The sequence below is a fragment of the Streptomyces sp. Pv4-95 genome (assembly GCF_045782725.1).
Classification (GTDB): Bacteria; Actinomycetota; Actinomycetes; order Streptomycetales; family Streptomycetaceae; genus Streptomyces.
Window position 1 is genome coordinate 4,706,600 of sequence record NZ_CP127172.1, and the last position, 14,830, is coordinate 4,721,429.

12 protein-coding genes are annotated in these 14,830 nt (G+C 73.3%); 5 read left to right on the plus strand and 7 right to left on the minus strand.

Annotation, left to right across the window (positions count from 1 at the left end):
* Positions 1-82 precede the first annotated feature (82 nt).
* Entirely contained in the window at positions 83-1,267 is a 1,185-nt protein-coding gene (locus QOM21_RS20720) for a thiolase C-terminal domain-containing protein (protein ID WP_407552111.1), read from the minus strand.
* Positions 1,268-1,505: 238 nt separating this feature from the next.
* Here QOM21_RS20720 and QOM21_RS20725 point away from each other — a divergent pair, with 238 nt between their 5' ends.
* Together QOM21_RS20725 and QOM21_RS20730 are read left to right on the plus strand one after the other, a co-directional pair.
* Positions 1,506-2,783: an acyl-CoA dehydrogenase family protein gene (locus QOM21_RS20725; protein ID WP_407552113.1), complete on the plus strand. Its 1,278-nt coding sequence runs from the start codon at positions 1,506-1,508 to the stop codon at positions 2,781-2,783.
* Positions 2,783-3,253: a nitroreductase family deazaflavin-dependent oxidoreductase gene (locus QOM21_RS20730; RefSeq protein WP_407552115.1), complete on the plus strand. Its 471-nt coding sequence runs from the start codon at positions 2,783-2,785 to the stop codon at positions 3,251-3,253. Before QOM21_RS20725 ends, QOM21_RS20730 begins: the two co-directional genes overlap by 1 nt.
* A gap of 239 nt (positions 3,254-3,492) precedes the next feature.
* On the opposite strand, the gene QOM21_RS20735 is transcribed toward QOM21_RS20730, so the two are convergent.
* Entirely contained in the window at positions 3,493-4,140 is a 648-nt protein-coding gene (locus tag QOM21_RS20735; RefSeq protein WP_407552117.1) for a TetR family transcriptional regulator, read from the minus strand.
* Between the two features lie 1,242 nt (positions 4,141-5,382).
* Here QOM21_RS20735 and QOM21_RS20740 point away from each other — a divergent pair.
* Complete coding sequence (locus tag QOM21_RS20740) at positions 5,383-7,965, plus strand: PQQ-binding-like beta-propeller repeat protein (protein WP_407555738.1); 2,583 nt, start codon at positions 5,383-5,385, stop codon at positions 7,963-7,965.
* An 81-nt stretch (positions 7,966-8,046) separates the two neighbouring features.
* Here the strand turns inward: QOM21_RS20740 and QOM21_RS20745 are convergent, their stop codons facing one another.
* A complete protein-coding gene (locus QOM21_RS20745) occupies positions 8,047-8,904 on the minus strand; it encodes a hypothetical protein (protein WP_407552119.1) in 858 nt (285 codons plus the stop codon).
* Between the two features lie 319 nt (positions 8,905-9,223).
* Here QOM21_RS20745 and QOM21_RS20750 point away from each other — a divergent pair, with 319 nt between their 5' ends.
* Positions 9,224-9,790, plus strand: a complete 567-nt coding sequence (locus tag QOM21_RS20750; RefSeq protein ID WP_407552121.1) for a hypothetical protein — start codon at positions 9,224-9,226, stop codon at positions 9,788-9,790.
* A 36-nt stretch (positions 9,791-9,826) separates the two neighbouring features.
* On the opposite strand, the gene QOM21_RS20755 is transcribed toward QOM21_RS20750, so the two are convergent.
* The 3 genes from QOM21_RS20755 to QOM21_RS20765 are packed head-to-tail and all read right to left on the minus strand — an operon-like array spanning position 9,827 to position 12,300.
* The gene (locus tag QOM21_RS20755; RefSeq protein ID WP_407552123.1) at positions 9,827-10,609 is read right to left on the minus strand and encodes an enoyl-CoA hydratase/isomerase family protein; all 783 of its coding nucleotides are present in this window, start codon (positions 10,607-10,609) and stop codon (positions 9,827-9,829) included.
* Complete coding sequence (locus QOM21_RS20760) at positions 10,606-11,142, minus strand: Zn-ribbon domain-containing OB-fold protein (protein ID WP_407552125.1); 537 nt, start codon at positions 11,140-11,142, stop codon at positions 10,606-10,608. Before QOM21_RS20760 ends, QOM21_RS20755 begins: the two co-directional genes overlap by 4 nt.
* A 6-nt stretch (positions 11,143-11,148) precedes the next feature.
* The gene (locus QOM21_RS20765) at positions 11,149-12,300 is read right to left on the minus strand and encodes a lipid-transfer protein (protein ID WP_407552127.1); all 1,152 of its coding nucleotides are present in this window, start codon (positions 12,298-12,300) and stop codon (positions 11,149-11,151) included.
* A gap of 91 nt (positions 12,301-12,391) precedes the next feature.
* Between QOM21_RS20765 and QOM21_RS20770 the strand changes: the two genes are divergently transcribed.
* Positions 12,392-14,035 (plus strand): FadD3 family acyl-CoA ligase, encoded by a 1,644-nt coding sequence (locus QOM21_RS20770; RefSeq protein ID WP_407552129.1) that lies wholly within the window; start codon positions 12,392-12,394, stop codon positions 14,033-14,035.
* 18 nt (positions 14,036-14,053) lie between these two features.
* Here QOM21_RS20770 and QOM21_RS20775 read toward each other — a convergent pair whose 3' ends face one another.
* Positions 14,054-14,644, minus strand: coding sequence for a TIGR03086 family metal-binding protein (locus QOM21_RS20775; RefSeq protein ID WP_407552131.1), 591 nt, complete (start codon positions 14,642-14,644; stop codon positions 14,054-14,056).
* Between the last annotated feature and the right edge of the window lie 186 nt (positions 14,645-14,830).

Consider the following 14,830-nt stretch of genomic DNA (forward strand, 5'->3'; position numbering starts at 1 on the left):
TGATCCACACCTCACGGCGGGAGCCGGGCGCGCGGCCTCCTGACACGGCTCGCGGGACCGGTCGGCCCCGGGCCCTAGGGCTCTAGTCCCGCCCCAGGATCATCGTCCCCGACGAACAGAACCAGCCGCCGGTGCCGGAGGCGACGGCCAGCTGGGGCAGACGGCCGTCGGGCCGGTGGACCTGGCGGCCCGGCCCGGCCTCCCCCCGGAGTTGGCGTACCGCCTCGACCAGGAGGAACAGGCCGCGCATGCCGGGGTGGCAGGCGGCCAGGCCGCCGCCGTCGGTGTTGACGGGCAGCGCGCCGTCCCGCAGCAGCCGGCCCTTCTCCACGAACGCCCCGCCCTCGCCCTTGGCGCAGAAGCCGAGGTCCTCCAGCGTCACCAGGGTCATGTAGGTGAAGGCGTCGTACAGCTCGGCGAGGTCGATCTCCGAAGGGCGGACGCCGGCGCGCTGAAAGGCGAGGCGGCCGGAGACCGCCGCGGGCGAGACCGTGAAGTCCGGCCACTGGGACATGCTGGTGTGGGAGACCGCGGTGCCGGAGCCCAGTACCCATACCGGCGGTTTGGCGAGGTCGGCGACGTGGTCCTCGGCGACGAGCAGGACCGCGCAGCCGCCGTCGGAGCGGATGCAGCAGTGCAGCTTGGTGAACGGGTCGGCGATCATCGGGCCGGACAGGACGTCGTCGACGGTGATCGCAGTGCGGTACATGGCGTCCGGGTTGGCTGCCGCGTTGGCCCGTGCCTGGACGGCTATCTCCGCCAACTGATCGAGTGTGGTGCCGTACTGGTGCATGTGGCGGCGGGCGGCCATGGCGTATTTGGCGATCAGGGTGTGCCCGTAGGGGACCTCGAACTGGAGGGGGCCGCCTGCCCCGAACGAGAGGTTCGAGGTGCGTCGCCCGGCCTTGATGTCGGCGCGGGCCGTGGAGCCGTAGACGAGGAGGACGGCGTTCGCGTGGCCCGCGGCGATCGCGTCGGCGGCGTGCGCGGCCATGACTTCCCAGGTGGCGCCGCCGACCGACGTCGAGTCGACCCAGGTCGGGGTGAGGCCCAGGTATTCGGCGACCTCGACGGGCGCCAGGGTCCCGAGACCGGCCGAGGCGAATCCGTCGATCACCGACCGGTCCAGGCCGGAGTCGGCGAGCGCGCGGCGGGCGGCCTGGGCGTGCAGGGCATAGGGGGTGGCGTCGTCCACGCGTCCGCAGTCGGACAGGGCAACTCCGGCGACGGCGACCTTGCGATTCCCGGAAGGGCTCCCTGAAGGCATTATCTGACGGTACATCAGATCTGGTGGGGCCGGGCAGGGGGCGCGCTCCCGGGTGGCCCGGGGTGCTCCGCGATCCGCTTCCACCGCTGCGCGTGACTGGGAAAGTGCGGGCCGGATCCCTACTATGACGGCCCGTCAGTTAGAGCGGGCGTGTCCAGTGGTGCCGTGGTGCCAGGCGGCGCGCACCGCAGCCGCTCGCGCTGACGGGCCCTGTCGCACGGCCGGGAGGAGCCCGCCGATGGATGCCGCGTTCACCGAGGAGCAGGACGAGATCCGCCGCACACTGCGCGATCTGCTGCACAAGCACTGCGGTCCGGACGAGATCAAGGCGGCGGTGCGCACCCCGCCGGGCCACGACGAGGCGCTGTGGCGCCGGCTCGCCCAAGATCTCGGGCTGCCTGGCCTCGCGCTGCCCACCTCCTACGGAGGCGCGGGGTTCGGCCCCACCGAACTCGCCCTGGTCGGCGAGGAGACCGGCCGCGCGCTGCTGCCGTCGCCGCTGGTCGCGACCGCGGCGCTGGCCGCTCCGCTGATCCTTTCGCTGGGCACCGACCGGCAGCGCACCGAATTGCTGCCCGCCATCGCCGCCGGGCAGCTGACCGGGGCGCTGGTCGTGCCCGGCGGACAGCTGACCACCGCGCTCGCGCTGACCGGGGCCAACGACGGCGACTGGGCAGGCGGCGGCCGGTCCGGCGGGATACAGGCACGGGTCGACGGCGGAGTCTGGCGGCTGTACGGGGAGGCCGGGCAGGTCCTGGACGGCCAAACCGCCGGCGTACTGGTGGTGGCCGCGCACACCGGCGGTTTCGCGCACGGTCGCACGCAGCTCTTCCTCGTACGGACGGATGGCCGGACATCGGAAGGGGACGCTCGCGGTGCCCCGCCCGCCGAGGTGTCCGGCCTGCTGCGGACCCGGCAGACGGTGATGGACGAGACGCGAAGCCAGGCAAGGGTGGAACTCCGCGAGGTAGCGGCCGAGTTGCTGGGGGAGTCCGGTGACGACGGAGCCGCGGTGGCCTCCGCGCTCGCGGCGGCGGGGTCGGTGGCGGCCGCGGTGCTGGCCGCCGAGGCGGTCGGTGCGGCCGACGCGGCGCTGGCCCGCACCGTCGCCCATGTCCAGGCGCGCGAGCAGTTCGGCCGGCCCATCGGGTCCTTCCAGGCGGTCCAGCACCGGCTCGCCGACCTGTATGTCGCGGTGCAGGCGGCACGCTCCGCGGCGTACTACGCGGCCTGGACGGTGGGTGGTGACCCGGCAGCCGGGGCCCGCGCCGCCGCAGAGCCGGGCGTGTGCGCTCTGGCGCTCGCGCAGGCGCTGGAAGCGTTGCGGACGGTGGCGGCGGAGGCGGTGCAACTGCACGGCGGCATCGGCTTCACCTGGGAGCACGACGCGCATCTCACCTTCAAGCGGGCGGCCTGCGACGAACTGCTGCTGGGCCCCGTACACCGGCTCCGGGCGTACGCCGCGGAGCAGGCCGGGCTGTTCACACCCGGCACGCGAGAGGCGGTCGGTGCCTGATGCCGCCCGGTCTGCGGATGGTGCAGAAGGTCTCTTCCACGCGAGCGTTCGCGCGGATCGCGCCGCACGTCGTTCCCGCGGTGGACCGCGCGGTGCACCGGCTGACCCGGGGCCAGGTCCTGCTCAGCGCGCGGATGCTGCCCGGGGTGATCCTGACCGCGACCGGCGCCAGGAGCGGGCAGCCACGGCGTACGCCACTCGCGTGCATGCCCGAGGACGGGGGCAGCTGGCTGCTCATCGGCAGCAATTTCGGGCGGCCCGGACATCCCGCCTGGACGGGCAATCTCCTCAAGCATCCCGAGGCGTCGGTGAGTTGGCACGGTGCGGATATCGCGGTACGGGCCCGGCTGCTCACCGGGGAGGAGCGGGAGCGGGCCTGGCGCGCGGCGCTGGCGTTCTGGCCGCCGTATGCGGCCTATCAGGCGCGCGTCGAGCGGGAGATCCGGCTGTTCCGGCTGGAGCGGCGCTGAGCCTCCGCGGTGAGGGCGCGTCGCCGGTGCCGTGACCTGCGGTCAGCGCACCGCTGGATGCGCCGCAGCGGCGCGGGTGCACGCGCAGCGGGTGCCGTTCGAACCCCTGAGGGGCGGGACGGCACCCGCTGTGTGTGCGGCTGTGCGGCTATGGCAGGACGGATACAGGACGGATCGCGAACTGTCCCGGACGGGCCGGGATGTCGGGGCACACCGTGTGAACACGATGGCGCCGCGCGTTACTTCGTCGGCTTCTTGCCGGTGACGCCGAGGTGCACCAGCAGCGCCAGGTTCGGCTTGAGCTCCGCCTGCTTGACGCCCCAGCTCTGGAAGCCCTTCTGGTGTCCGGCAACCGCCGCGAGCATCGCGACGATCGAACCGGCCATGGCCGCCGGGCTCACGTCCTTGTCGACCTTGTTCTTGCTCTGCAGCTCGCGGATGGACTCCGCAAGGGAGTTGTTGACGGCGTTGAGGATCTTCAGGCGGATCTTGTAGAACCGCTTGTCGCCCTCGGCCGCGCCCAGGTCCACGACGCGCAGAATCGCGTCGTGCTTGCGCCAGAAGGAGAGGAAGCCGTCGACGAGCTCCTCCGCCGTCTGCCAACCGGACTTGCCCACCCAGGAGCGTCCGGCGACGAGATCGGTCAGAGTTGCGCCTTCTTTGGCCATCTCCTCGGCGATTTCGAGGACGGCGCCTTCCACGTCCGGGAAGTACTGATAGAACGTAGCGGGTGAAGTGCCCGCCTTTCGGGCCACATCGATGACCTTGACGTCCCGATACGGCGATGAACTGAGCATTTCGCTGAGGCAGTCGAGCAGCTTTTGCCGCGTTGCCTGCCCGCGGCGGCCGGCAACTCTGCCGTCGACGGTTCGCACTTGTCCTGTCATGCCGTCAGCTTACCGAGGGGTGATCGGAGCGCGATTTGGCTGCCTGCAAATGGGGATGCGGGAGTTCACGGCGCTCTGTTTTTCGTCGCCGCGCGGAGGGCGGCCCCGCGGGCGCTCGTACCGGCGATGGGCGGCCTCCGGGCGGGTCGCGCCGTCCGCGTGTGACGGGCCGCCGAAGAACGGTCGGCGGCGGTTGGTCCGAACCGGTGAATGGTCTTATCAACAGGCTGTGGAAAACTTCTGTGCGTAAGGCGCGGGCCATCGCGTCGCTCGCAGGGTAAGTGGCCGCCGCCTGGAGTCCGTTGAGCGTCGCGCGGCCCCATATCGATCGTGTGTGCGAATTATTCGCCGGGCGGGGCGCCTGGACCGCCGCTAGCGTGGAGGGGTGGCCGCGCTCGCGGACGGCGCACCGGGCCGGGCGGATGCGGCGCCGCCCGTTGCCGACGGGGGCACGCGGGCTCCTCGGTAGGGCCGTCCCCGCGCTCCGCGACCGGCGTCAGCGGCAGTGCCGCGGTCGCTCGCGACCCACTCCGGGCGGCCCGTTCGCGGTTCTCGGTGACAATCAGGGGCCACCTTCGGCGTCATGGCCACGAAATGGCGTCCGGGACCCCAGAATTGAAGAAGCGTTCGCGCGCGGACGCGGAGATGTACGGGCAGGCGACGGCAGGGATGGCATGACCGGTAGGGGATGGGCGCGCGGCCGGAGGGCCGCGGCGGTGACGAGGCGGGCCGCGCCGGCGGTGGCGCGCGGCGGGAGAGCGCCCGGTCGGCCGCCGCGCTACGGAATACCCGCGGCGGGTGCCCGGCCGGTGTGACGCGCGGCGTCCGGGGCGGGTGATGCGCATGTTTTCGGCCACCACCCGTCGGCTTCACCGCCGCGGCGAGCGTGCGGTGAGGGTGTACGTATCGGGCACCGCGACATCTGCGGACGATCCGCAACCGACCGGTAACCCCGTGGCAACCGCGCCTCGGCGGACGTATCGGTGCACGTCAGGCGGGGGTGCGTTACGCCAGGTAACGACCTCGGTGCGCATCGCCGGGGGTGAGTCGTGACACGGCGCACGGGCCCCGGGTTCGCAACCGTCGGCCCGGCCAGGAAGAATCAGTTCGCGTACGGCCGTCTCGGCACTCCTTGCCGCAGGCGGGGAGACGCTGCACGGGGCGGTGGCTCTCGGCGGCTCGTGGCTATGGAGAGTCTCTTTTTTCGCCCCACGGGGAGGTGGCAGGCAAGTGGTGGAGCAGCTGAAGCAGCTGACGCAGCACGATCCCCGGCGGATCGGCCCGTTCGAGGTGCTCGGCCGTCTCGGGGCCGGCGGCATGGGTCTGGTCTATCTGGCGCGTTCCGCGTCCGGCCGGCGCGTGGCGATCAAGACGGTGCGCACCGAGCTCGCGGAGGACCAGCTGTTCCGGGTCCGCTTCACCCGTGAGGTGGAGGCGGCCCGCGCGGTCAGCGGCTTCTACACCGCCGCGGTGGTGGACGCCGATCCCCGGGCGGCGGTGCCGTGGCTGGCGACCGCCTACGTCCCCGCGCCCTCCCTCGAGGAAATAGTCAATGAGTGCGGGCCGTTGCCGGCCCAGGCGGTCCGCTGGCTGGCGGCCGGGATCGCCGAGGCGCTGCAGTCCATCCACGGCGCCGGCCTGGTCCACCGCGACCTCAAGCCGTCCAACGTCCTGGTCGTCGAGGACGGCCCCCGGGTGATCGACTTCGGTATCGCCTCCGGGGTGTCCAACACCCGTCTGACGATGACCAATGTGGCCGTGGGAACACCGGCCTACATGTCGCCCGAGCAGGCGCGCGACTCGCGCAGTGTGACGGGCGCGAGCGATGTCTTCTCCCTGGGCTCGACCCTGGTGTTCGCCGCCACCGGGCATGCGCCGTTCCACGGCGCGAACCCCGTCGAGACCGTCTTCATGCTGCTGCGCGAGGGCCCGGATCTGGCGGGGCTGCCCGACGAGCTGCGTCCGCTGATGGAGTCCTGCATGCAGATGGAGGCGCCGCACCGGCCGTCTCCGGCCGACCTGCAGTCCCAGCTCGCCCCGCATCTCTTCGGATCCGGCAGCGACGACAGCGGCACGGCCTCCGCCTGGCTTCCGGCCGGCGCGGTGGCGCTCATCGAGGGGCGGCGCGGCGGCCGGTCGTCCGTTCCCCAGGCCGCACCCCAGCGCGCCAACTCCGGCCAGGGGCGCGCTGCCGGCCGGCCCGCGCCCGCCGCGGCGGCTCCCGTGCCGCAGCCCGTGCAGCCCCCGCCGCGGCCCGACAGCCCGCCGCCCACCGGCTGGCCCGGCCAGATCGGCGCGGGCCCGGGTGCGCACCGCGGAGGCGGCCCCCGCGGCGCCGGCCCCGGCCCGATGCCGCCGCAGGTCGCGGCGCTCGGCCCGGACGCCTCGACGGCCCGGGTGACCCCGGTCTCCGCGGCCCCGCCCGCATCCGCCCAGGCGCCCGCCACCGCGCTCTCCTCGCCGCCGGAGGGCCCCGGCGGCCCCGTACGGCTCGGGGGCTCGCCGGCCCCGATCGGGCCGGGCCCGCGCGCCGCGGACGCCCGTGAGCCGCAGCCGCACGCCCATGCCGGCCCCGCGACGAACTGGGTGCGGCCGCCCGGAGGCGGCCCGACGGGCGGTGTTCCCCCGCAGGGTCCCCCGAACGGCGCCCCGGCGGGCGAAGCGGCGCCCCCCGAGGCGCCCGCCGCGGAACCGGGCCGCTGGCGCCCCTGGCGGTTCCGGATGTCGAACGACGTGTGGGGTACCCCCGCCGTCGCCGACGACCTGCTGTACGTCACCTCGTTCGAGGTGCACGCCCTCGATGTGGCCAGCGGGCGGCGGAAGTTCAAGACCCGCGACGTCGCCTGGGCGATGGCCGTCGCCGACGGCCGGATCCACGCCTCCGACGGCCCGAGCCTGTACGCCCTCGACGCCGACGACGGCGCCGAACGCTGGCGGCTCAACACCGAAGGCTGGGTCTACGCCCTCAAGGTCGATCGCGGGACCGTCGTCACCGCCACCCGCGGCGGCGGTGTCCAGGCGTGGGAGGCCGGCAACGGCGAGCTGCTGTGGGAGATCGGCGGCGTACAGACCGATTTCGAGACGGCCGAGGCCGCGCCCGTGGTGCACGACGGCACGGTGTTCGTCTGGGCCGACGCGCGGCTGAAGGCGCTGGAGGCGCGCACCGGCGCGGAACGCTGGTCCTACCCGGTGGGGGACGCGGCGTCCTGCGGCGGGGTGCCGATGCGGCTGCTGCCCGCTTCGGACGGCATGGTCTACGTGGTCGCCGGCACCCGGGTGCTGGCGATCGATATCGCGCGCGGCGATGTCCGCTGGCACTTCGAGGCGCCCGCGGCGTTCCTGTGTCCGCCGGCCTTCGCCCCCGGCCCGGCCGTCACCGGCGGCGGGGTCTATCTGGCGGACTACCTCGGTACGGTCTACGCCCTGGACGCGGCGGACGGCCGTGACCGCTGGCGCATCGCGACGGAGGCACGGCAGTCCACCGAGCCGGTGCTGGTCGCGCACGGCGCGGTCCACCTGGGCAGCGGCAAGGCGCTCTACACGCTGGACGCGGTGACCGGCACCCCCCGCTGGCGGTTCCAGGCGGGCGCCGAGGTCGTGGGCGCGCCGGTCGTCGCGGAGGGCCGGGTGCACTTCGGGTCGGCCGACCACTGCCTGTACACGCTGGACGCGATGGGCGGTCAGCTGCGCTGGAAGCTGGCCACCGGCGGCGAGATCACCGGTTCCCCGGTGGCGGTCGGCGGCGTGGTCTACGCGTGCAGCAAGGACCGCTGCGTCTACGCGCTGGACGCCGCCAAGGGGACGGGGCTGGCCCGGCGGTCGTAGTCGCCGGGCCTCCGGGACCACTCGGCCGCGGAACCCGACCGGCCTTCGCCGCCCTCCTGTCGGCGGTATCGGATCCGCCCTTCACTGCCGTTCGTCGTGCGGGCCTCGGGGCTCGTCCGGCTGCGGGCGGCGGGGCTGCCGATGCTCCTGACCCCACTTCACCGGGGGCGTGGGCGGCTGCGGATGCGTCGGCCGGGTCGGCTGCTCCCAGGTGTGCTGCGGGGGCGGCTCCGGCCACGGTGCGGTGGGTACGTCCTGCGGCGGCGCCGCGCCGTGCGGGGGCTCGGTGGTGGCGGGCCCGGCACCCGTGGGATAGGGCCACTCGTCCCGGTCGTCGGTCATCGGACGGTCCTGGACCACGGGTTGGGGCGCGGTCGACCGCTCCTCGTCGTAACCGTCCCGGGCGTACGGGCCGTACCGATCGTCCCGGGCGTAGTGCTCGTCACCTGCGTACTGATCGTCCCGGCCGTAGGCGTCCCGCTCGGGCTGCCCGTAGTACCCGTCGTCATAGCGGCCGTCGTCGACGCGGTGGCGTCGCCCGCGCATGATCAGCGCGCCGAGCAGGAGCAACACCCCGCCCCCCAGGGCCGCGGCCGCGCCGAGGCCCAGACCGCCGTCGGTGCCCGCCGTGAGCTGGCCCTCGGCCTGGCCCTGGCGGATCATCCACAGGATGGTGAAGCCGAGCACGACCACACCGGCGAGGGCCACCATCAGGCGTGCCCGCAGCATCACGCCGATCAGGGTCAGCACGGCGGCGAACAGCATGGGCAGCAACAGCGAGCCGAAGAGTTCGGCCCCGCTGTCGGTGATCCCGCCGAAGAGGTCGTCGATGCGGATGTCGCTGCCGTGACGGCCGTCGTACCAGGGACGGAAGGGGCTCCAGACGGCGGCCGCCGCTCCGATGAGGGCGATCAGGCCGCCGAGTACGTTGCGCACCACTGGCGTCGCCTCGTTTCGCGTCGTCCGGTCGTCCTCCGTGACCGACGCTACGCCTGACGGAACCCTCTCGCTAGACATATGCCCGTTTACACGGCATGTCCTGCACTTTCGGGGCAAACGGGATGTTTGACCTTCCCTTCGGCTGCTCGCGCCACACCCGCGCCACGCGCCGCACGGCCTCCTCCACCGCCCGGGAGTGGTTACTCCTCGGTCGCCCATGGGCCCGTACGGGTGGCACCTCGCCCTTGCTATGGTGCCGTGCACGCGTCAAGTCGTCGGCGGCGCGGCACATACGGTTTTCACGGGGGACGAGCACGCAATGAACGAGCGCACGCGCATACGCAGGGGCTTCCGCAGGGGTACCCGGGTGGCCGTCGCGGCCGGTCTGGTCCTGGCCACGGTCGCCGTGGCCGGCGGCTGCGCACGCGGCCACAGCAGGGGCGGCTTCATCGGCGGCATCGGCGGGGGCTCGGACCACACCGTCTCCGCGCCCTCCTACTCCTACTCGCCGACGCCCGACCCGTACGAGACCCCGACGTACGAGCCGTCCTACTCGCCGTCGCCGACGCTGGAGACCTTCGACCCGGACGGCCGGTCCGACGTCGACGGCAGCGGCTGCGACTACTCCGAGTCGCTGCGGCAGTTCTCCTACACCGTCTCGGTGACCAACCCGTCGACCTCCGACACCTTCTCCTACGACATGGCCGTCAACTGGATGAAGGCGAAGCCGGCGGACGGCAAGGCGTACGGGCTGCACCAGCGCAGCATCGTCGTGGGCCCGGGGGACACCGAGACCTACACCGCCCGCTACACCATCAACCAGGCGTCCGTCGGGCAGTTCTGGTTCACCTGCCAGATCACGCGGGCCCAGAAGACCCGCATGTGACACGGCAGAAGCCGGAGGCGCCGGGGAGCGCGCGGGTCACCGCACCCTGATGTCCCCGGCCGCTGCGCCGTCCCGGCGCCGTGCGGCGAACAGCCCGGCCTGGCGTTCCGGCGGCAGATTGCCCAGCGCGATTAGCTGCGGCGCCTGGGCGAGGGCCTGGGACCTGGCCGCCTCCTTGGCCGCCCACAGGGCGCGTACGGTGCCCTGGACCGCCTCGGTCGGCTGCGCGGCGAGCACGGCGGCGCAGCGCAGGGCCGCCTCGGTGGCCGCGCCCGGCTCGGTCAGCTCGGAGACCAGCCCGATCTCGTACGCGCGCGGTGCGCCGAGCCGCTCCGCGGTCCCCATCAGGGACAGCCGGGCGATCTCCCCCAGGGGCATCCGCTGGGCCATGGCGATGGTCTCGTAGGCGCTGACCATCCCGTAGGTGGTGTGCGGGTCGAAGAAGGTGGAGGAGGTCGAGGCGATGATGAACTCGGCCTCGCCCAGAAGGTAGAAGGCACCGCCGCAGGCCATGCCGTCGACCGCGGCGATGACGGGTTTCCACAGGTCGTTGGCCTTCGGGCCGATGCGGAGCAGCGGGTCGTCGAGGGAGTAGGGCGAGGCGGGCTGGGGTACGTCGACGGAGCGGTCGACGCCGGTGCAGAAGGCCCGGCCGCCGGCGCCGGTGATCACCGCCGCCCGCACGGTGTCGTCGAAGCGCAACGCCCGCCAGACGGCCTCCAGTTCACCGGCCGTGCGCAGGTCGACGGCGTTGTGCCGGTCGGGCCGGTCGAGGGTGACCAGCGCGACCCCGGCCTCGATCTCGGTGCGGAGCGTCATGGCCGCTCCAGGAGCCAGCGCGGCACGGTGACGCCTCCGGGCATGGTGTGGAACGCGACCTTCACCGGGGCGCCGATGCGCAGCCGCGCCGGGTCGACGGAGTCGAGGGCGGCGTCGGCGGAGCTGACGAGATTGCCGACGAGGCGGATGCCCGGGGCGTCGGCCAGCTCCACGATGACCGCGTTGTAGGGCGCCTGCGCCGCGTAGGCGGGCAGCAGCGGCGGGTGGGGCACGACGTAGGACCAGATGCGGCCGCGGCCGCTCATGCGCTGCCAGTGGGCGTCGAAGGACTGGCAGCGCGGGCAGCAGGGGCGGGGCGGGAAGCGCGGGGTGTCGCAGCCGGAGCAGGTCTGGACGCGCAGCTCGCCCCGCGCGGTGTATGCCCAAAAGGGTGCGCCGTCGTCGTCGGGGACGGGAAGCAGCAGGCCGTCGCCGTTGTCGGGCCGGTTGTCGGTGGCGGGTGCCACGACCGTGCCGACGACTTCCCGAACCGACTCCCGAACGGATTCGCCGATGGATTCACGAGCGCTCATCGCGTATCAACTCCTCAGCAGCAGGGCCGAGGTGGGCACACCCTCGCCCGCGGTGACCAGACAGGTGGCGGCGTCCGGTATCTGCGCCGTGCTGGTGCCGCGCAGCTGTTTGACGCCTTCGGTGATGAGGTTGAAGCCGTGGACGTACGCCTCCGACAGGCCGCCGCCGCCGGTGTTGAGGGGCAGCCGCCCGCCGATCTCCAGTGCGCCGCCCTCGGTGAACGCCGCGCCCTCGCCGCGTCCGCAGAAGCCGTAGCCCTCCAGCGAGAGCGGGATCAGGGGGGTGAACGCGTCATAGATCTGGGCGACGTCGACGTCCTGCGGCCCGAGGTCGGCGCCTTTCCAGAGGTGCCGGGCGGCGGTCCAGGCGGGGCCGGTGAGCGGGTCGTCGTTCCAGTAGTTGACCATGCCGTGGTGCTGGGCGGGCAGGCCCTGGGCCGCGGCGTGGATGTAGGCGGGCCGGTGGCGGCAGTCCCGGGCGCGGGCGGCGGAGACGACGACGCAGGCCAGCGCCCCGTCCGTCTCCAGGCAGTTGTCGAAGAGGCAGAGGGGCTCGCTGATCCAGCGGGCGGTCATGTACATCTCGCGGGTCAGCGGGCGTTCGTACATCATCGCGGCCGGGTTCTGGTTGGCGCGGTTGCGGCAGGCGAGCGCGACGTTGAAGAGGTGGTCGCGGGTCGCGCCGTATTCGTGCATGTAGCGGCGGGCCAGCATGCCGATCTCGTCGGCCGGGCGCAGCAGTCCGAAGGGCCGGGTCCACTGCCCCGGGGTCGGCAGCTGGACCTGGGTGTTCTTCCAGGGGCGCGGTCCCGAGCCGCGTTTGCGCGACCGCCAGGCGACGCCGACGCTCGCCTGGCCGGTGGCGATGGCGGCCGCGAGATGGGCCACCGTCGCGCAGGAACCGCCGCCGCCGTAGCCGACCTTGGAGAAGTGGGTGACGTCCCCTGCCCCGATGGCCTTGGCGATCTCGACCTCGTCGGTCTCCTCCATCGTGTACGACGCGAAGGCGTCCACCTCGGAGGGGGCGATGCCGGCGTCGTCGAGCGCCGCGAGGATCGCCCGGCAGGCCAATGTCTTCTCCGACTCGGGGAGTTGTTTGGCGAAGGGCGTCTGTCCGATGCCGGCTATCGCCGTAGCGTCCTTGAGGGTCCCTGCCATCGCCACCTCCGTGGTCGGTCGTCCGTGCTGACAGCCGAGGAGGCTACCGCTAATCTGACGGGTAGTCAGCTCTTTCGCGGGAGGTAGTGCGATGTGCGGTGACCTGGAATCGCGGGCGGACCTGGAGTACGGCACCCTTCCGGGGCTGGTGCGCGCGGCGGCCGAGCGCCATGGACCCCGCGAGGCCGTGGCCGACGGCCGCACCCGGCTGTCGTACGCCGAGCTGGGGGAGCGGGTGGAGCGGGCCGCCGCGGCCTGTATCGCCTCCGGCGTCGCGCCCGGCGACCGCGTCGCGGTCTGGGCGCCCAACACCGTCGACTGGATCGTCTCCGCCCTCGGCGCCGTGACGGCCGGCGCCACCCTCGTCCCGGTCAACACCCGCTTCAAGGGCGTCGAGGCCGCCTATGTCCTGCGCCGCACCCGCGCCAAGCTGCTCTTCGTCACCGGCACCTTCCTCGGGACCTCCTACGTCGCCTCGCTGCGCCGCGCCGCCCAGGAGGGCACGGGACCCGGCCCGCTGCCGGGACTGCCGCACCTGGAAGAGGTGGTGGTGCTCTCCGACGACGCCCCCGCCGACTTCGTCCCCTGGCGGGACTTCCTCGCCACCGGCGAGGCGGTGCCACGCGCGACGGTGCGCACCCGTGCCGACGCGCTGCGCCCCGACTCCCCGTCGGACATCGTCTTCACCTCGGGCACCACCGGTCACCCCAAGGGCGCGGTGATCACCCACGCGCAGACCCTGCGCGCGTACGACGTCTGGAGCGAACTGGCCGGTCTCCAGGAGGGCGACCGCTATCTCATCGTCAACCCGTTCTTCCACACCTTCGGCTACAAGGCCGGCGTCATCGCCTGCCTGCTGCGCGGCGCGACGATGATCCCCCAGCCGGTCTTCAGCGTGCCGGCCGCACTCGCCAACATCGCCGCCGAACGGGTCTCCGTCCTCCCCGGGCCGCCCACCCTCCACCAGCAGATCCTCGACCACCCCGACCGCGAGCGGCACGACCTCTCGGCGCTGCGCCTGGTGGTCACCGGCGCGGCCGTGGTCCCGCTGCAACTGGTCGAGCGGCTGCGGGACGAACTGAAGGTCGCGACCGTCCTGACGGCGTACGGCCTCTCGGAGAGCTCCGGCATCGTCACGATGTGCCGCCGCGGCGATCCACCGGAGGTCATCGCCTCGACCTCCGGCCGCGCCATCCCCGGCACGGAGATCCGCGTCGTCGACGCCGCGGGCCGGGAGACGGCACCCGGCGACCCCGGCGAGGTGCTGGTCCGCGGATACCACGTGATGTCCGGCTACTTCGAGGACCCGGCCGGCACGGCCCGCGCGATCACCCCCGACGGCTGGCTGCGCACCGGCGACGTCGGCGCCCTGGACGCGGACGGCAACCTCCGCATCACCGACCGCATCAAGGACATGTTCATCGTCGGCGGCTTCAACGCCTATCCCGCGGAGATCGAGCAACTCCTGGGCCGCCACCCGGATCTCGCCGAGGTGGCCGTGATCGGGATACCCGACGCCCGGCTCGGCGAGGTCGGCAAGGTCTTCGCGGTCCGCCGCGCCGGCTCCTGCCTCACCGCCGACGACCTGATCGCCTGGTCCCGCCGCGAAATGGCCAACTACAAGGTCCCGCGGGAGGTCGCCTTCGTCCCGGCCCTGCCGCGCAACGCGAGCGGCAAGATCCTCAAGACCCGCCTGCGCGGCGGCCTCCCCGGACCGGCGGGCGCCACCGCCTGACCGCCCCGCCGGGCCCGGCTACGCCCCCTTGGGCGTCCAGCCGGGCCGGCGGCCGCTGAGCGCCACCACCCGGTCGAGGAGCGGTGCGTCGTCCGGGACCGGGACGGGCGGGCCGAACATGGGCTCGTTGCCCTCGCCCTCCGCCGAGGGCGCGAGCAGCGCGTAGGAGACCTCCAGGTACACCCGGTCGGGCGCGTACTCCTGGCCGGTGGCCTGGGCGAGGTCCCAGCCGTGCAGCACCAGTTCGTTGACGGCTACCTGGCCGGCGACGGGTGCGGGCAGGGCGATCCCGCCCGCCTGGGTGTCGCCCTGCCAGGCGTCCGGGGTGCGCCACGCCTGCGTCAGCGCGGCGAGGTTGGCCTCCAGCGCGCCGCGCCAGCCGGGCTCCACGTCCGGCACCGTCCGGCCGGGGTCGGTGTTCGTCGACGGCCCGAGGTCCTTGCGTGCCGCGTCGCGGAAGGCGGCGGTCAGCCCCACGAGGTGGCCCAGCACATGGCGCACCGCGTACTTCTCGCACGGCGTGGGCGCGTCGAGCTGGTCCTCGGTGGTGTGCTCCGCCAGCCGTGCCACCAGCCGGGCCTGTGCGTCGAAGTCGATGGTCTCGCTCATGTCCGGGTCCTTCCGTCCTGCCGGGGCCGTCCGGGTGGGGACAGGCCGTACGGGCGTCACGGCCCGTACTCAGTGAAGACTTCCGCGGCGACCGGAACTCATCGCCTTCTGCCGGACCCGGTCACCCCGGTGGGCGACGCACGCCCCGCTCGCGGTCCGCGCACCCGCCCGAGCCGCACCCTCCGT